The organism is Stenotrophomonas sp. 63632_Sma, from assembly GCF_056482875.1.
On record NZ_CM151220.1, the window covers coordinates 3402048 to 3418991 of the forward strand.

Below are 16944 nucleotides of genomic sequence, written 5' to 3' on the forward strand. Positions count from 1 at the left end.
TTAGCGTCCCGGTCCACGGCCATGGATCCGGGGTCGCCACTCCCCTGCTATTGGGATTTGACGCGGGGGAAACAACCTCTGGATCATAGCCGCTTCTCCATACACAACCGGATGGAACGTCCATGCTCTCAGGCTTCGATGGTCTCCGCTTCAGCCACTGGCACCCCGAGATCCGCGACGACGGCGTGGTGGTTCTCTCCCTGGATCGTCAGGACAGCAGCGTCAACGCCATGTCGCAGGACGTGCTGCTGGAACTGGGCGACCTGCTCGAGCGCATTGCACTGGACCCGCCCAAGGGCGTGGTGATCCAGTCGCTGAAGAAGGCCGGCTTCATTGCCGGTGCCGACCTGAAGGAGTTCCAGGAGTTCGACCGCCGCGGCACCGTCAACGACGCCATCCGTCGCGGCCAGGCCACCTACCAGAAGCTGGCTGAGCTGCCCTGCCCGACCGTGGCAGCCATTCACGGCCACTGCCTGGGCGGCGGTACCGAGCTGGCGCTGGCCTGCCGCTACCGCGTGGCCTCCAATGACAGCAGCACCCGCATCGGCCTGCCGGAGACCCAGCTGGGCATCTTCCCGGGCTGGGGTGGCAGCGCGCGCCTGCCGCAGCTGGTCGGCGCACCGGCGGCGATGGACATGATGCTGACCGGCCGCACCCTGTCGGCCTCGGCCGCGCGCGGCATCGGCCTGGTCGACAAGGTGGTGGCACCGGCGGTGGTGCTCGACACCGCCGTCGCGCTGGCGCTGTCCGGCACCACCCGCCCGTTCAAGCAGCGCGCGACGGCCTGGGCCACCAACACCTGGCTGGCCCGCACCCTGCTGGCACCGCAGATGGTCAAGCAGGTCGCGCGCAAGGCCAAGAAGGACCAGTACCCGGCGCCCTACGCGCTGATCAGCACCTGGCAGCGCAGCGGCGGCAAGCCGATCCAGGCGCGCCTGGATGCCGAGCGGCGTGCCGTGGTGAAGCTGGCCAGCACGCCGACCGCGCGCAACCTGATCCGCATTTTCTTCCTGACCGAGCGCCTGAAGGGCCTCGGCGGTGGTGATTCCGGCATCCGCCACGTGCACGTGGTCGGCGCCGGCGTGATGGGCGGTGATATCGCCGCGTGGGCCGCCTACAAGGGCTTCGAGGTGACCCTGCAGGACCGCGAGCAGCGCTTCATCGACCCGGCCATGGAACGCGCGCAGGCGCTGTTCGCCAAGAAGGTGCGCGACGAGAGCAAGCGTCCCGCGGTGGCCGCGCGCCTGCGTGCCGACCTGGAAGGCAGCGGCGTGGCCGAGGCCGATCTGGTGATCGAGGCGATCATCGAGAACCCGGAAGCCAAGCGCGCGCTGTACCAGACGCTGGAACCGAAGATGAAGCTGGATGCGCTGCTGACCACCAACACCTCGTCGATTCCGCTGGTGGAGCTGCGCGACCACATCCAGCGCCCGGCACAGTTCGCTGGCCTGCACTACTTCAACCCGGTCGCGCAGATGCCGCTGGTGGAAATCATCCATCATGACGGCATGGCGCCTGAGACCGAACGTCGCCTGGCCGCGTTCTGCAAGGCACTGGGCAAGTTCCCGGTGCCGGTGGCCGGCAGCCCGGGCTTCCTGGTCAACCGCGTGCTGTTCCCGTACATGCTGGAAGCCGCCACTGCCTACGCCGAAGGCATCCCGGGCCCGGTGATCGACAGGGCGGCGGTGAAGTTCGGCATGCCGATGGGCCCGATCGAACTGATCGATACCGTGGGCCTGGACGTAGCCGCCGGTGTCGGCCGCGAACTGGCACCGTTCCTGGGCCTGCAGATTCCGGCCGCGCTGCAGACGGTGGAACCGGACAAGCGCGGCAAGAAGGATGGCCAGGGCATCTACACCTGGGAGAACGGCAAGCCGAAGAAGCCGGACGTGGCCAGCGATTACCAGGCCCCGGCCGATCTGGAGGACCGCCTGATCCTGCCGCTGTTGAACGAAGCGGTGGCCTGCCTGCACGAAGGCGTGGTGGCCGATGCGGACCTGCTGGATGCCGGCGTGATCTTCGGCACCGGCTTCGCACCGTTCCGCGGTGGTCCGATCCAGCACATCCGCGCGGTGGGTGCCGACGCGATCGTCGAGCGGTTGAAGGCGCTGCAGCAGCGCCATGGTGACCGTTTCGCACCGCGCCCGGGCTGGGACAACCCCGCCCTGCGCGAACCGGTGGTGTGAGTTGATCGGCCGGGCCTGCGGCCCGGCACCCGCTGGATCAACAGCCAGAGCCAGAGCCGGAGCAACAGCCGGCTCTGGCTTTTCTGTTTGTTGGGCGGGGCGGTGTGGGTGGGCAGGACACGCCGTAAACCCGTCCATGGGGGCTCGATGGCGCCTTGCTCGTGTGCGCTGTCCTGCGCACACGAGCATGCGGCGATCGAGCTTACATGGACGTACTTGCAGCGTCCCCTGCGCCACCCACCCGCCCGGCCAAGCGCAGCTTTTGATCTTGCTTCTGCCTTCAGCGACCAACCCACAGCCACGAGGGGCTGCGCCGTTGGCTGGAACAACCTGTTACCCATACGGGGCATGTCCCCGTCACAGCTGCATGCGATGCTGATCACCTGATCCCTGCCAGCGAGAACGCCCGCATGACAACCATCATCGCCCCGCGCGTGCACGACATCGGCGGCCTCGAAGTCCGCCGGGCCGTCCCGACCCTGCAGGCCCGCAGCATCGGCTCGTTCGTGTTCGTCGACCAGATGGGCCCGGCACTCATGCATCCCGGCACCGCCATCGACGTGCGCCCGCATCCGCATATCGGCCTGGCCACCGTCACCTATCTGTGGTCGGGCGCGATCGGCCACCGCGACACGCTGGGTTCGGACCAGGTGATCCGTCCCGGTGACGTCAACTGGATGACCGCCGGCCGCGGCATCGCCCATTCCGAGCGCACGCCGCAACCTGACCGCGATCACGACAACCCGATCCACGGCATGCAGACCTGGGTCGCGCTGCCGAAGTCGCACGAGGAAATCGAACCGGCGTTCTACCACCACGCCGCTGCCACCCTGCCCGAGCAGCGCCGCAATGGCGCATGGCTGCGCGTCATTGCCGGCCGCGCCTACGGCGAAGAATCGCCGGTGAAGGTGTTCGCCGATACGCTCAACGTGGCGATCGACCTCGACCCGGATGCGGAAATCGATATCGACAACGGCCACCGCGAGCGCGCGCTGTACATCCTCGAAGGCGACGCGCAGCTGGATGGCGTGGACATCCCTGCCCAGCACCTGGTGATCCCCGAGGCTGGTGCGCGTGGCCGCCTGCGCGCAAAGACGCCGGTGAAGGCGATGTTGTTCGGTGGCGAGCCGCTGGATGGCCCGCGTCACCTGTGGTGGAACTTCGTGTCCAGCTCGAAGGAACGTATCGAACAGGCCAAGCACGACTGGGAGGCCGGCCGCTTCGGCACCATTCCGGGCGACGACAAGGAATTCATCCCGCTGCCGCAGTACTGAACATCGCGTGTTGCACACATCCGAAGGTGTATCCCTGCACCCGGCGTTGACACTACAGTCACCCGCTGATCATTGAAATGTGACATAAATCACACTTTCGACCGTCAAAGGAGTGCAACACATGAGCATGGGTAAACGCTTGTCCGCCGAGTTCCTCGGCACGTTCTGGCTGGTTCTGGGTGGCTGTGGCAGTGCCGTGCTGGCCGCCAAGTTCGGCGGTGACGGCAATCCGCTGGGTATCGGTTTCCTCGGCGTTGCGCTGGCCTTCGGCCTGACCGTGGTAACCGGCGCCTATGCGTTCGGCCATATCTCCGGCGCGCACTTCAATCCGGCGGTCAGTGTCGGCCTGTGGGCCGGCGGTCGTTTCCCGACCAAGGACCTGATCCCGTACATCATCGCCCAGGTCGCCGGCGGCCTGCTGGCCGGCTTCATCCTGCTGCAGATCGCATCGGGCGCCAGCGGCTTCGCCATTGATGGCAGCCAGGCCGGTGCATTCGCCAGCAACGGCTACGGCGCGCTGTCCCCCGGCGGCTACAGCGTGGCCGCGGCCTTCCTGTGCGAAGTGGTGCTGACCGCCGTGTTCCTGATCGTGATCATGGGCGCCACCCACGGCAAGGCACCGGCCGGGTTCGCCCCGCTGGCGATCGGCCTGTCACTGACCCTGATCCACCTGATCAGCATCCCGGTCACCAACACCTCGGTGAACCCGGCCCGTTCCACGGCGGTGGCCTTCTTCGCCGGCAGCGGCGCGGTCAGCCAGCTGTGGCTGTTCTGGGTTGCCCCGCTGCTGGGCGGCGCGATCGGCGGCATCATCTACAAGTGGATCGGCAACGACCGCTGAGGCCTGTGCGGACCATTGCGGCCGACCATCGGTCGCAATGGTTACGCGTGTAACCGCGATTTGTGCGATCGCTCACGTTCCGTTAAGGTTGAGTTGACCGTCCGTGCACATGCCGGCCGGGGCGGCATCCGGGGATGGGATGCCAAGGCTGCCGGTCCATCCGGCGGAGCCAACGACACACCACCTTGGGGGATGCATGAAGTTCGCGCCTGTAGTGTTGTCGAGCCTGCTGTTCGCGGTGGCCCAGGCCGCCGCGCAGGCTCCCACCGAATGTCCTTCATTGCCGGCCAGCAGCGGCCTGCAGTGGCAACAGCAGGCACAGGCCGATTTCCTGGTCTGCCGCGCCAGCACCGGCGATGGTCGCGAGGTACTGAGCCTGATGCTCAGTGCGCGCGATCCCAACCTTCCATTGAACCGCTCGCTGCGCCAGGAAAAGGGCAGCTTCGGCGGTGAATCGCTGTACTGGTACCAGCCAGATCTGGGTGGCCAGCAGCCGCCGGGCTATGCCGAGCGTCGCATCAGTGTGGTCAAGCTCGACAAAGGGCGTTACGCGCAGATTTCGCTGTATCCGGACAGCGCGCAGGAACTGGGCTCGCTGCAGCAGCTGGCGCAGGGCATGAGCCTGACTCCGTCGGCCGTGGCCGCGGGGCGCTGAAGGTGACGGGGATGACTGCCTGGCAGCATCCCCGCCGCATCCAATGCGCTGGACATCCGCCGGGCATGGCCCGGCGTCCCCCCTCAGAACTTGCCTTCCTGGAAATCGACGAAGGCCTGCATCAGTTCCTGCCGCGTGTTCATCACGAACGGGCCATGCCGCATCACCGGCTCGCGCAGCGGACGGCCGGCCACCAGGATCAACCGCGCACCTTCGCTGCCGGCCGAGAGGTGCAACTGCTCGCCACCGCCCAGCACCGCCAGTTCCTGGCGTGCAACGTCGCGCGCGGCGTCCTGCTCACCCACGGTCATCGCACCTTCGAACACGTAGGCGAACGCGTTGTGCCCCTCCGGCAGCGCATAGGTCCAGGCCCGGTCGGGCGACAGCGTGATGTCGAGGTAGAGCGGATCGGTGGCCGGCTGCACGATCGGGCCATCGGTGCCGTCCACGCTGCCGGCAATCACCTTCACCTCCACGCCCGGCTCCGGGTGCACCACGGGAATGCGCTCGGGTGCGAATTCCTGGTACTTCGGCTCGGTCATCTTCTCCTTCGCCGGCAGGTTCACCCACAGCTGGAACCCGCGCATCTGCCCGCTTTCCTGCTCGGGCATCTCCGAATGCACCAGGCCACGGCCAGCGGTCATCCACTGCACGCTGCCCGGGGTCAGCAGGCCTTCGTTGCCATGGTTGTCGCGATGCCGCATGCGCCCGTCGAGCATGTAGGTGACGGTCTCGAAACCACGGTGCGGGTGTTCCGGGAAGCCGGCGATGTAGTCTTCGGCACGGTCGGTACCGAACTCATCAAGCAGCAGGAACGGATCCAGGTTGGGCAGCGTCGGGCCGCCGATGACGCGGGTCAGGCGCACGCCGGCACCGTCGGAGGTGGGCATGCCACGGATGGTGCGCAGTACGCGGACCGGTTCGGGAAAGCTCATGGCGACTCCTGTTGGATGGGTGCCACTGAAGATGGACGCCACACGGCCGTACGCCAATGGATGGCTCCGCAACCGATTGTTCCATCCCTGATGTTCGCTGCACGTCAGCGCAGCCGCCGTACGACCAAAGTACTACCGCTGATTCGTCCTGTGCCAATTGACCCTGTCGTGGGCAAGCAGGACTCTTTGTCTGTCTTTCCGGGAGAGAGCACCTCATGAAAGGGTTTTCCAAACTGGGCTGGGCGGTACTCGCTCTGCTCGGCGCGTTCTGTCTGGGCACCGTGGCGCTGCGCCGCGGCGAACACATCAATGCCCTGTGGATCGTCGTCGCGGCGGTGTCGCTGTACCTCGTCGCCTATCGCTTCTACAGCCTGTTCATCGCCAACAAGGTGATGCAGCTGGATCCGACCCGGGCCACCCCGGCGGTGATCAACAACGATGGCCTGGACTACGTGCCGACCAACAAGCACGTGCTGTTCGGCCACCACTTCGCCGCCATTGCCGGCGCCGGCCCGCTGGTCGGCCCGGTCCTGGCCGCGCAGATGGGCTACCTGCCCGGCCTGCTGTGGCTGGTGGTGGGCGTGGTGTTGGCCGGTGCGGTGCAGGACTTCATGGTCCTGTTCCTGTCCAGCCGCCGCAATGGCCGCTCGCTGGGTGACCTGGTAAGAGAAGAGATGGGCCAGGTGCCCGGCACCATCGCGCTGTTCGGTGCGTTCCTGATCATGATCATCATCCTGGCAGTGCTGGCGATGGTGGTAGTCAAGGCGCTGGCCGAAAGCCCGTGGGGCATGTTCACGGTGATCGCGACGATGCCCATCGCGATCCTGATGGGCGTGTACATGCGCTACATCCGCCCCGGCAAGATCGGCGAGATCTCGGTGGTTGGCCTGATCCTGCTGCTCGCCGCGATCTGGTACGGCGGCAAGGTCGCCGCCGACCCGGTCTGGGGCCCGGCGTTCACCTTCACCGGCACCCAGATCACCTGGATGCTGATCGGCTACGGCTTCGTCGCCTCGGTGCTGCCGGTGTGGCTGCTGCTGGCCCCGCGTGATTACCTGTCGACCTTCCTCAAGATCGGCACCATCATCGCGCTGGCCATCGGCATCCTGGTGGTGATGCCGGAACTGAAGATGCCGGCGCTGACCCAGTTCGCCGCCAGCGGTGATGGCCCGGTGTGGAAGGGCGGCATGTTCCCGTTCCTGTTCATCACCATCGCCTGCGGTGCGGTCTCCGGCTTCCATGCGTTGATTTCCTCCGGCACCACGCCGAAGCTGCTGGCCAATGAAGCGCACATGCGCTACATCGGCTACGGCGGCATGCTGATGGAATCGTTCGTGGCGGTGATGGCGCTGGTGGCGGCCTCGATCATCGATCCGGGCATCTATTTCGCGATGAACAGCCCGGCGGCCGTGATCGGTGCCGATGCGGCCTCGGCCGCGCACTACATCACCAACACCTGGGGCTTCACCATCACCCCCGAGCAGCTGACCGCGACCGCGGCGGCCATTGGTGAACCCACCATCCTGCATCGTGCAGGTGGCGCGCCAACACTTGCGGTAGGCATCGCGCAGATCCTGCACGAAGCGATTCCCAGTGGCAGCGACGCGATGATGGCGTTCTGGTACCACTTCGCGATCCTGTTCGAAGCGCTGTTCATCCTCACCGCGGTGGACGCCGGTACCCGTGCGGGCCGCTTCATGCTGCAGGACCTGCTGGGCAACTTCGTGCCGGCCCTGAAGAAGACCGAATCTTGGACCGCCAACATCATCGGCACCGCGGGTTGCGTGGCGCTGTGGGGCTACCTGCTCTACACCGGCGTGGTGGATCCGTTCGGCGGCATCCAGACGCTGTGGCCGCTGTTCGGCATCTCCAACCAGATGCTGGCCGGTATCGCGCTGATGCTGGGCACGGTGGTGCTGTTCAAGATGAAGCGTGACCGCTATGCGTGGGTCACCGCGGTTCCGGCCATATGGCTGCTGATCTGCACCACCTACGCCGGCTTCATCAAGATCTTCGACAGCAACCCGGCACAGGGCTTCCTGGCCCAGGCGCACAAATTCCAGGCCGCGCTCGCCAGCGACACCATCACCGCACCGGCCAAGTCGGTGGCGCAGATGAAGCAGATCGTGGTCAACGCCTACGTCAACACCGGCCTGACCGCCCTGTTCCTGCTGGTGGTGGGCGCGGTGCTGGTGTATTCGATCAAGACCATCCTGGCGGCCCGCCGCAATCCGCAGCGCACTGACCGTGAGACCCCGTACGTGGCGCTGAAGCCGCATGAAATGGTGGATCTGTGATGAGTACCCAACTGGTTCCCGCCGGCCAGTACCAGGCGCACCGCCGCATCTGGCGGCGCCTGGTGCAGACCGCACGACTGTGCTGTGGCATCCCTGATTACGACAACTACGTCCGGCACATGCTGGAAAAGCATCCGGACCAGGAGCCGATGGACTACAAGACGTTCTTCCGCGAGCGCCAGGAAGCGCGTTATGGCGGACGCAACGGTGGCCGCTGCTGTTGAGGGTCCGGTTCAACAGCGCTCGAGTGACGTTGAGTAGATCCACGCCATGCGTGGATGAAACCTGGCAGATATCGAGTTGAGTCCGGGGTCAGATCCGTTTCCTCCGGGAAACAGATCTGACCCCTTCCTTGTTCATGGATACCCATGAAATGCATCCACGCATGGCGTGGATCTACGGAAGCATGACGCCAGGGCGGTCCGAACTCAGCCGGTGGCCATCCACTTCAGGATCAGGCCGGTGACGTAGGCCAGGCCCGTGCCGGTGGCATAACCCACCGTACCCAGCAGCACGCCCACCGGCGCCAGCGTTGGATGGAACGCCGCCGCCACCACAGGGGCCGAAGCGGCTGCGCCGATGTTGCCCTGCGAACCAATGGCGAAGAAGAACAGTGGCGCGCGCAGCAGCTTGGCCACCACCCACAGCACCAGCACGTGCGTGGCCATCCAGATCGCGCCGAGCAGGAACAGCCACGGCCGATCCAGCAGCGACAGCAGGTTCATCTGCATGCCGATGCAGGCGATCAGGAAGTACAGGAACACCGTGCCCAGCCGCGACGCACCGGCCGCTTCCAGCCGGCGGGCACGGGTGAAGCTCAGGCCCAGGCCCATCGCCGTGGACAGCAGGATCACCCAGACGAACTGGCTGTCGAGGCTGAACTGGCTGGCCCAGCTGACATTGGCCTTGAACCAGCCCGCCAGCGGCGCGGCGATGGCATGAGCCAGGCCGACACCGCCCAGTGCCACGCCAACGATCACCATCAGGTCGGTCATGCTGGGAATGCGCGCGTTCTGCGCCTCGTAGGCACTGATGCGCGCCTTCATCTCGTCGATGGCACGGGTGTCGGCACCATTGCGGGTGTCGATCTGCTGTGCGCGGTTGGCCAGGAACAGCAGGATCGCCATCCACAGACTGGCACAGGCCACGTCAACCACCGCGAACTGGCCGAAGGTGGTGGCATCGGTGCCGAACACTTCGCGCATGGCGACCATGTTGGCGCCGCCACCGATCCAGCTGCCGGCCAGCGCCGCCATGCCGGCCCAGGTATCACCGGCCACGGTTTCCGGATGGATCAGCTTCATCAGCTGGAACGAAACGATGGCGCCGAGCATGATGCCGGCGGTACCGGCACAGAACACGATCAGCAGTTTCGGGCCGAGCTTGATGACGCCTTTCAGGTCGATCGACAGGGTCAGCAGGACCAGCGCGGCCGGCAGCAGCACGTCACGCGCGACCGGGTTGTACAGCGAGGTGTTGTGGCCATCGATGACACCGGCGGTGTTGTAGACGGCGGGGATGAAATAGCACAGCAGCAGGGCCGGCACCCAGGCGAAGATCTTCTTCAGCAGCGGGGTTGGACCACTGGCGGCCCAGAAGATCAGGGCCAGGGTGGCGGCAATCAGGCCCAGTCCAACGATATCGTTGCTGATCAGGGCAGTAGCGGGTTCGGTCGGCATGGGATCCTCTGTCGATCGAAAGAGCGGAGAAAAAAAAGCGCCGCATAAGGCGGCGCAGATCGAGATTAACATTGTCTTCACGCCCGGTCATGCTGCAGTGCCGACACCCCCCATCCCGTCAGGGAGTCCACTCATGCAGCTTGGTGCCTTTTCGGTCAGCCTCTCGGTGAAGGATCTCGCGGCCTCCCGTGCCTTCTACGAAGCCCTGGGCTTCTCGGTCACCGGCGGCGATCCGGCACAGAACTGGCTGGTGATGCGCAGCAACGGCACGGTGATCGGGCTGTTCCAGGGCATGTTCGAGGGCAACCTGCTGACCTTCAACCCCGGCTGGGACCAGCACAAGCAGGAACTGCCCCACTTCCAGGATGTGCGTGAGCTGCAGGCAGAGCTGGATACCAGGGGCATCGAACTGGCGGTCCGCACCGATCCTGATGGCCAGGGTACGGGCTATCTGCAGTTGGCCGATCCCGACGGCAACGTGATCCTGATCGACCAGCACGTGGCGCGACCGAACGGGCGTTGAGGGGGACAGCCATTGCCTGGGTAGGCGTCGACCTTGGTCGACGAACGGCATGCCAACCAAGGTTGGCATCTACCAGAGCACGCACAGCCACCGCCGGGGCATGCCAACCAAGGTTGGCATCTACCAGGACGGCCGGATCAGCGCGGTCGCGAGGCACTGAAATCGAGCGTGACACGCGTGCCACGCGGCTCGCAGGGCTGCAGCTGCAGGGTCCATCCCAGGTGCTCGCACAGCCGCGCGATCAGATCCAGTCCGATGCCGCCGCCACGATCGGCGCGTTCGCCACGGGCCATCCGCGCATGGATCGCCGCGATCTCTTCCGGGCTCATGCCATGTCCCGGGTCCTGCAGGGTCAGCACCGCCGACGAACTCAGGCGCAATTCGATGTGGCCACGGCCACTGTTCTCGATGGCGTTGCGCAGCAGGTTGCCGATCGCTGCCTGCACCACCGCCAGCGGCGCGACGATGTCCACCGGTGCGGCCTGGATGCCGATGCTCAGGTCCTTGTCGCCCAGCAGGTGGCGATGGTCGTCGACGATCTCCGGCAGCAGCTGGTCCAGCGCGATGCGCTCGGCACGCGCCGCCAGTCGCGCCGGATCACGCGCCAGCACCAGCAGCAGTTCGATCAGCTGCTCCACGCTCTGTGCGGTGCGCAGTACCCGTTGCATCTGCTGGCGCGCACGCTCGGGCAGGCCCGGTTGCTCCAGCGCCAGTTCGGCGGCACCGGTCATCACCGCGATCGGCGTGCGCAGTTCATGGCTGGCGGTGCTGATGAAGACCCGCTCGCGTTCGACGAACTGCTCGTTGCGATCCAGGTAATCGTTCAGCGCATTGGCAATGGTGTGCAGCTCTGAGCTGCCGCGCGGGTCGACCTCGATGCGCTGCCCCTGCACGCCCGGCCTGAGCGCGGCGATGTGTTGTGCCAGCAGGCTCAGCGGACGCACCATCCGCTCCATGCCGAACGAAGCCATCAGCACGGTAACGAAGATCATGATCACCCCGGCCAGCATCACCCAGCGCGTGGCGAACTGTTCCAGGTCATGGAAGTCGGAGATGTCCAGTACCAGCGCGACCCGTCCCATCGACTGGGTTTCACGCACCATCACCGCCGTCTCGCGGCCCTTGACCATTACGCCGTCGTGCAGCCCTGGATGCAGGGTACGCAGGCTATCGGGAAGGTTGACCGCGTCGAAGCGGTACAGGCTCAGCGTGTCCGAATCCTGCCAGCGATAGTGCGGTTCGTGCTCGACATGCTCGACGATGCTGTCGAGCTCGGAGTTGAGCAGCGCGCGCCAGGCGGCATGCTCGGCGTGCTCGTGCACGTAGTTGCCGACGCTGAACACCGCGATCGACAGCAGCGCCAGATAGCCCAGCAACCACCACACCACGCGCCGGTACAACGGCCCCGGCTTACGCGCCCTCATCAGCATTCCTGCCGGCGTCGGCACCCTCCACTACCGCCAACCGGTAACCCACGCGCGGCAGGGTGTGGATCAGCTTCTCGGCAAACGGACCGTCAACGCTGCGACGCAACTCGTAGACATGCGAACGCAGCAGGTCGCCATCCGGCGGCTCGTCACCCCACAGGGCGAACTCCAGCTGCTGTCGCGTCACCGCACCCGGGCTGGCCCGCATCAGCACTTCCAGCAGTTTGCGGCAGGCCGGGTACAGGTGCAGCACCAAGCCCTCACGCTGGGCCTCCAGCGTCGCCAGGTCCAGCACCAGGTCGCCCACCTGCAGGCGCTTGCGCGGGTTGCGGCCCTGCGCACGCAGCAGCAGCGCTTCCAGCCGCACCTCCAGCTCGGGCAGGGCGAACGGCTTGGTCAGGTAGTCGTCGGCACCGGCGCGGAAACCGGCGATCTTGTCCGGCAGTTCATCGCGCGCGGTCAGCATGATCACCGGCACCTCCGACGCGTGCTCGGCACGCAGCCGGCGCAGCACTTCCGGTCCCTCCATGCGCGGCAGCATCCAGTCCAGGATCACCGCATCGTAGGGGTGGCTGCCGGCCAGGTGCAGGCCGGTGATGCCATCCGGGGCCACGTCCAGCACATGCCCGCGCGACTCGAAATAGTCGAACAGGTTGGCCACCAGCTGGCGGTTGTCCTCGATCACCAACAGACGCATGCACGAAACATCCACGGAAGTTCGTACCATGGTAGCGCCGCCCATGTCGGAATGCGGTCGTCCCGCCCCCTTCTGACGCTTTTCCCACCCCCGCCACCTCAGAATGGCCGTTTTGCTCCCGGAGCCTGCCGTGCCCGTAGCCCTGCCCCGCCGTTGGCGCCTGCCCCTGTTGTGGCTGCTGATCATTGCTGCATTGGCAGCGGGCATCGGCCTTCGGCAGCCGCAGCCACCGGACGAGCCGCGCTTCGTGCTGGCCGCACGGACCATGGTCGAGAGCGGGCAATGGCTGCTGCCGCATCGTGGCAGCGAGCTGTATGCCGAGAAACCACCGGTGTTCATGTGGCTGCAGGCGGCCGCCTACGAGGTGGTCGGCAGCTGGCAATGGTCGTTCCTGCTGCCGTCATTGCTGGGCGCCCTGCTGAGTCTGTGGCTGGTGTCGGATCTGGCACGGAGGCTGTGGTCGCCGCGGCATTCCATCTATGCCCTCGCGGCGCTGTTCTGCACGCTGCAGTTCGGGCTGATGGCCAAGCGTGCGCAGATCGACATGGTGCTGGTGGGGATGACCACCGTCGCCCTGTGGGGCTTGATGCGGCACCTGTGCGAACGTCGCAACCTGCCCGCGTTGTGGCTGGCCGGTTTCGCCGCCGGTGTCGGCACGGTGACCAAGGGCGTGGGTTTCCTGCCGCTGCTGCTGGTGCTGCCCTGGTTCGGCTGGTGGCTGTACCAGCGCCGTCGCGGGCACCGTGTGGAGGGTCCGCACCCGGCAACGCTGCTGTGGTTGATCCCGGCGTTCCTGCTGGGCGTGGGCGTGTGGCTGGCGCCGCTGGGCTGGGCCCTGCTGCATACGCCCAGCGCCGAACTGCAGGCCTACGCGCACGAGCTGTTGTTCAAGCAGACCGGCACCCGCTACGCCAATGCCTGGCACCACCGGCAGCCGGCCTGGTACTACCTGCAGGTGATCCTGACCCTGTGGCTGCCGGGCAGCCTGCTGCTGCCGATGCTGTTCAAGCCCTGGTGGCGCCGCATCCGTCGTGGCGATCGCCGCCAGTGGCTGCTGCTGGGCTGGGCCGTACTGGTACTGGTGTTCTTCAGTGCCAGCCCGGGCAAGCGCGAGGTGTACCTGCTGCCGATGCTGCCGGCGATGGCACTGGCCGTGGCGCCGCTGCTGCCCGGCCTGCTGCGCCGCGTGTGCGTGCGCCGCTACCTGTTCGGCTACAGCGTGGTGCTGATGCTGGCCACCGGCGTACTCGGCGTAATGCTGATGACCGAGCACCCATGGGCGTTGGCGCAACTGCAACGCCGCGCCATGCCCGAGACGTTGCTGCCGGTGCTGGGCGATGGCCTGCTGACCTTCGCCATTGCCCTGGCCACGCTGATCGTGTGGCTGCGGGTACGCCGTGCCGCGACGCTGGTACTGCTGACCCACGGCATGCTGTGGATGCTCTACGGCCTGGTGCTGATGCCTGCCCTGGACCCCTTCGCTTCGGCGTCGGCACTCATGCGCCGGGTGGGCGCGCGGATCGGACCCGACGCCGAACTGGCGCTGGTGGCCTGGCGCGAGCAGAACCTGTTGCAGGCAGACCGGCCGGTGCGCGAGTTCGGCTTCAAGCGGCCCTGGGCCGAGCAGTGGCACGACGCCGGCCCGTGGCTGGCCGAGGCACCGGGCAAGCGCTGGCTGCTGGTGCTGGACGATGCGATGAGCCCGTGCGTGGACCCGAGCAAGGTGATCGATATCGGTATTGCCAACAGGAATCGCTGGCAACTGCTTCCCGGTACCGCGTGGGACGCGGAATGCCACGCCGAACGGGCCGGCGCGACCGCCGAAGAAGACTGAACGCTGACACGTGCCGGACAAGCATTAACCCGGCACGAACGAGCGTCCGACCCTTCTCCGACATCCAGGTGACGAGCATGGCCGCGGATTCCCGACCCGCCCTTTCCCAGCATGCCCGTCCGTCCCCTTGATTCGGTAGCGCCGCTTGCGACATCGCCACTGGCGTCAAAATTCGCCGTAACTCACCTCTGGCTGCCTGTCGCAATCGGTCTGCCCGTGTTTACGCTGCTGATGGGTTTCGGCGGCGACCAATGGGTGGCCGATCACCTGTTCCGCCTTGAGGGTGGCCATTGGGCGCTACAGGACGCCTGGGTCACCCGCACGGTGGTGCACAAGGCCGGCAAGTGGCTGAGCACGGCGGCTGCGCTCGTGGCGATCCTGCTGTGCTTCCACCACTGGCGAAAGGGTCGCGATCGCACCCTGCGGTGGGCGCTGCTTTATGTCGTGATTGCCATGGCCCTAGGCACAGGTGTGATCTCCCTGCTGAAGTCGCTGGTGCCGATGGAATGCCCCTGGGACCTGCTGCGCTACGGTGGCCACCAGCCGTTCATCGGGCTTTTCACGGCACGCCCCGCAGGCATGGCCGCACAGGCCTGCTTCCCGGCCGGCCACGCCAGCGCGGGCTATGCATGGTTGTCCCTGTACTTTTTCGCCTTGCTGTGGCGCCCTTCATGGCGCTGGGCCGGGTTGTGGATCGGCCTTGGCACCGGCCTGGTATTCGGCGTGAGCCAGCAACTGCGGGGCGCGCATTTCCTTTCGCATGACGTTGCTACTGCGTTGATCTGCTGGCTGCTTTCGCTGAGCCTGTATCTGATCGTCAAACGCGTCCTGGCCCGCCGTCAGCTGGACCGTCCCCACCGCCAGGAGGCAAACGCATGAGTGCATCGGTCCAACGCCCCACCCGCCTTCCCGCGTTGGCGAACCTTCGCCGCTGGCGGCCGCAGCTGTCCACCGAAGCACTGATCGCACTGACCAGCCTGTTCTTCGCGGTGGCAGGCAATGGCCTGTTCTGGCACAGCGCGATGGCCAGCCATCCGGGCAGCCTGCGCTACGCGCTGTCGCTGCTGCTGTTGCTGCTCGGTGCGCACGGCGTGCTGCTGGGCATCCTGGTCTGGCGCTGGAACGCCAAGGTGGTGATCAGCCTGTTGCTGCTGGTGACCGCATTCGCTGCGCATTACATGAGCCGTTACCACATCTACCTGGATGCGGACATGCTGCGCAACGTGCTGGCGACCGATCCCAAGGAAAGCCGCGAGCTGATGACCATATCGCTGGTGTGGCCGGTGCTGTTGCTGGCAGTGCTGCCGATGGCGGTGCTGTGGCGCGTGCAGCTGCGCCGCCGCAGCTGGGGCCGCAGCCTGCTCTGGCGCGTCGGCTTCCTGGTCGTGGCGGCAGTGACCGCGGTGGGCGGCGCATTGATCTCGTTCCAGGATGTCTCGGCACTGATGCGCAACCAGCGCGAAGTGCGTTACCTCGCCACCCCGGCCAATGTGCTGCTGGGCGTGCCGCGTGCACTGCGTGGCGACAACCCGGTACAGCGCGCACCGAAGCTGCCGATCGGTACCGATGCCAAGGCCACCCCGCGTGCCCCTGCCAGCAAACCGCGCCTGCTGGTGATCGTCATGGGCGAGACCGTGCGCGCGCAGAACTGGGGGCTCAACGGTGGCCGCAACACCACCCCGGAACTGGCCCAGGCCAGTGTGGTCAATTTCCCGGACATGCATTCGTGCGGTACCAGCACCGAGGTTTCACTGCCGTGCCTGTTCTCGCCATGGGGCAGGCACGACTACGACGAGAAGAAGATCCGCGCGCACCAGTCGCTGCTGCACGTATTGAACCGTGCCGGCATCGCACCGCTGTGGCGTGACAACCAGTCTGGCTGCAAGGGCGTGTGCGAAGGCCTGGACTTCCAGTCATTGTCCGATGCGACCACCCCGGGCCTGTGCGCTGACGGCCGCTGCATGGACGAAATCCTGCTGCAGGACCTGGCCACCCAGGTGCGTGCAAAGCCGGGCGACCGGGTGGTGGTGCTGCACCAGCTGGGCAACCACGGCCCGGCCTACTTCGAGCGCTACCCGCCCGCGTTCCGCCGCTTCACCCCCACCTGCGATACCCGCGACATCGGCCGCTGCTCGCGCGAAGAGATCACCAACAGTTACGACAATGCCGTGCTGTACACCGATCACTTCCTGACCAAGACCATCGGTACGCTGCAGGGCATGCAGGACTACGACACGGCGATGATCTACCTGTCCGACCACGGCGAGTCGCTGGGCGAGAAGGGCCTGTTCCTGCATGGCGTGCCCTACGCCATCGCCCCGGCCGAGCAGACCCGGGTACCGATGACGATGTGGTTCTCGCAGGGCTTCGCCAGCAGCCGCGGGCTGGACCTGCAGTGCGTGCGCAAGCGTTCAGCGGCCTACACCGACCACGACAACCTGTTCCCGTCGGTGCTGGGCCTGATGCAGGTGAAGACCTCGCTGTACGAGCGCGACCGCGACGTGTTCGCCAACTGCGAGGGTTGAGGGTTGTTCGGCAGGGCTTGCAGCCCTGCACCCGCGGTAGTGCCGGCCGCTGGCCGGCAGCCTCGACAGCA

General features: G+C 66.3%; 14 protein-coding genes. 10 read left to right on the plus strand and 4 right to left on the minus strand.

The genetic code is table 11. From position 1 onward, the window contains the following. Positions 1-122 precede the first annotated feature (122 nt). From ACZK45_RS15870 to ACZK45_RS15885, 4 genes are all read left to right on the plus strand, one after another. Positions 123-2186, plus strand: a complete 2064-nt coding sequence (locus ACZK45_RS15870) for a 3-hydroxyacyl-CoA dehydrogenase NAD-binding domain-containing protein (protein ID WP_049401338.1) — start codon at positions 123-125, stop codon at positions 2184-2186. Positions 2187-2596: 410 nt separating this feature from the next. Then, the gene (locus ACZK45_RS15875; protein WP_032129853.1) at positions 2597-3460 is read left to right on the plus strand and encodes a pirin family protein; all 864 of its coding nucleotides are present in this window, start codon (positions 2597-2599) and stop codon (positions 3458-3460) included. Positions 3461-3581: 121 nt separating this feature from the next. Next, on the plus strand, positions 3582-4301 hold the full coding sequence (gene aqpZ / locus ACZK45_RS15880; protein WP_032129854.1) for an aquaporin Z: 720 nt from the start codon (positions 3582-3584) through the stop codon (positions 4299-4301). 196 nt (positions 4302-4497) lie between these two features. After that, positions 4498-4956, plus strand: a complete 459-nt coding sequence (locus ACZK45_RS15885; RefSeq protein WP_032129855.1) for a hypothetical protein — start codon at positions 4498-4500, stop codon at positions 4954-4956. 83 nt (positions 4957-5039) lie between these two features. Here ACZK45_RS15885 and ACZK45_RS15890 read toward each other — a convergent pair whose 3' ends face one another. Beyond that, entirely contained in the window at positions 5040-5891 is an 852-nt protein-coding gene (locus tag ACZK45_RS15890; protein WP_478444902.1) for a pirin family protein, read from the minus strand. 215 nt (positions 5892-6106) lie between these two features. Between ACZK45_RS15890 and ACZK45_RS15895 the strand changes: the two genes are divergently transcribed. Then, entirely contained in the window at positions 6107-8188 is a 2082-nt protein-coding gene (locus ACZK45_RS15895; protein ID WP_032129857.1) for a carbon starvation CstA family protein, read from the plus strand. After that, positions 8188-8412 carry a YbdD/YjiX family protein gene (locus ACZK45_RS15900; protein WP_005410613.1) on the plus strand — a complete coding sequence of 75 codons (225 nt, stop codon included), beginning with the start codon at positions 8188-8190 and terminating at the stop codon, positions 8410-8412. The genes ACZK45_RS15895 and ACZK45_RS15900 overlap by 1 nt, the downstream gene beginning before the upstream one ends. 204 nt (positions 8413-8616) lie before the next feature. On the opposite strand, the gene ACZK45_RS15905 is transcribed toward ACZK45_RS15900, so the two are convergent. Continuing rightward, the gene (locus ACZK45_RS15905; RefSeq protein WP_049421249.1) at positions 8617-9867 is read right to left on the minus strand and encodes a DUF819 family protein; all 1251 of its coding nucleotides are present in this window, start codon (positions 9865-9867) and stop codon (positions 8617-8619) included. A gap of 133 nt (positions 9868-10000) precedes the next feature. Here ACZK45_RS15905 and ACZK45_RS15910 point away from each other — a divergent pair, with 133 nt between their 5' ends. Continuing rightward, complete coding sequence (locus ACZK45_RS15910) at positions 10001-10390, plus strand: VOC family protein (protein ID WP_049401346.1); 390 nt, start codon at positions 10001-10003, stop codon at positions 10388-10390. A gap of 137 nt (positions 10391-10527) precedes the next feature. On the opposite strand, the gene ACZK45_RS15915 is transcribed toward ACZK45_RS15910, so the two are convergent. Together ACZK45_RS15915 and ACZK45_RS15920 are read right to left on the minus strand one after the other, a co-directional pair. Beyond that, positions 10528-11814 (minus strand): sensor histidine kinase, encoded by a 1287-nt coding sequence (locus tag ACZK45_RS15915; RefSeq protein WP_032129860.1) that lies wholly within the window; start codon positions 11812-11814, stop codon positions 10528-10530. After that, complete coding sequence (locus tag ACZK45_RS15920; RefSeq protein WP_049421248.1) at positions 11801-12514, minus strand: response regulator transcription factor; 714 nt, start codon at positions 12512-12514, stop codon at positions 11801-11803. The genes ACZK45_RS15915 and ACZK45_RS15920 overlap by 14 nt, the downstream gene beginning before the upstream one ends. A 130-nt stretch (positions 12515-12644) precedes the next feature. Here ACZK45_RS15920 and ACZK45_RS15925 point away from each other — a divergent pair, with 130 nt between their 5' ends. The 3 genes from ACZK45_RS15925 to ACZK45_RS15935 all read left to right on the plus strand — a co-directional run bounded on the left by ACZK45_RS15925 (position 12645) and on the right by ACZK45_RS15935 (position 16873). Next, complete coding sequence (locus tag ACZK45_RS15925; protein ID WP_049461541.1) at positions 12645-14348, plus strand: ArnT family glycosyltransferase; 1704 nt, start codon at positions 12645-12647, stop codon at positions 14346-14348. 111 nt (positions 14349-14459) lie between these two features. Then, positions 14460-15227, plus strand: coding sequence for a phosphatase PAP2 family protein (locus ACZK45_RS15930; RefSeq protein ID WP_125895855.1), 768 nt, complete (start codon positions 14460-14462; stop codon positions 15225-15227). After that, a complete protein-coding gene (locus tag ACZK45_RS15935) occupies positions 15224-16873 on the plus strand; it encodes a phosphoethanolamine transferase (protein ID WP_478444903.1) in 1650 nt (549 codons plus the stop codon). The genes ACZK45_RS15930 and ACZK45_RS15935 overlap by 4 nt, the downstream gene beginning before the upstream one ends. Positions 16874-16944 lie beyond the last annotated feature (71 nt).

Bases quoted from the DNA above. Each gene is read 5' to 3' on its own strand.
- ACZK45_RS15870 (WP_049401338.1), top strand. From the start codon at position 123: ATGCTCTCAGGCTTCGATGGTCTCCGCTTCAGCCACTGGCACCCCGAG.
- ACZK45_RS15875 (WP_032129853.1), top strand. From the start codon at position 2,597: ATGACAACCATCATCGCCCCGCGCGTGCACGACATCGGCGGCCTCGAA.
- aqpZ (WP_032129854.1), top strand. From the start codon at position 3,582: ATGAGCATGGGTAAACGCTTGTCCGCCGAGTTCCTCGGCACGTTCTGG.
- ACZK45_RS15885 (WP_032129855.1), top strand. From the start codon at position 4,498: ATGAAGTTCGCGCCTGTAGTGTTGTCGAGCCTGCTGTTCGCGGTGGCC.
- ACZK45_RS15890 (WP_478444902.1), bottom strand. From the start codon at position 5,891: ATGAGCTTTCCCGAACCGGTCCGCGTACTGCGCACCATCCGTGGCATG.
- ACZK45_RS15895 (WP_032129857.1), top strand. From the start codon at position 6,107: ATGAAAGGGTTTTCCAAACTGGGCTGGGCGGTACTCGCTCTGCTCGGC.
- ACZK45_RS15900 (WP_005410613.1), top strand. From the start codon at position 8,188: ATGAGTACCCAACTGGTTCCCGCCGGCCAGTACCAGGCGCACCGCCGC.
- ACZK45_RS15905 (WP_049421249.1), bottom strand. From the start codon at position 9,867: ATGCCGACCGAACCCGCTACTGCCCTGATCAGCAACGATATCGTTGGA.
- ACZK45_RS15910 (WP_049401346.1), top strand. From the start codon at position 10,001: ATGCAGCTTGGTGCCTTTTCGGTCAGCCTCTCGGTGAAGGATCTCGCG.
- ACZK45_RS15915 (WP_032129860.1), bottom strand. From the start codon at position 11,814: ATGAGGGCGCGTAAGCCGGGGCCGTTGTACCGGCGCGTGGTGTGGTGG.
- ACZK45_RS15920 (WP_049421248.1), bottom strand. From the start codon at position 12,514: ATGCGTCTGTTGGTGATCGAGGACAACCGCCAGCTGGTGGCCAACCTG.
- ACZK45_RS15930 (WP_125895855.1), top strand. From the start codon at position 14,460: ATGCCCGTCCGTCCCCTTGATTCGGTAGCGCCGCTTGCGACATCGCCA.
- ACZK45_RS15935 (WP_478444903.1), top strand. From the start codon at position 15,224: ATGAGTGCATCGGTCCAACGCCCCACCCGCCTTCCCGCGTTGGCGAAC.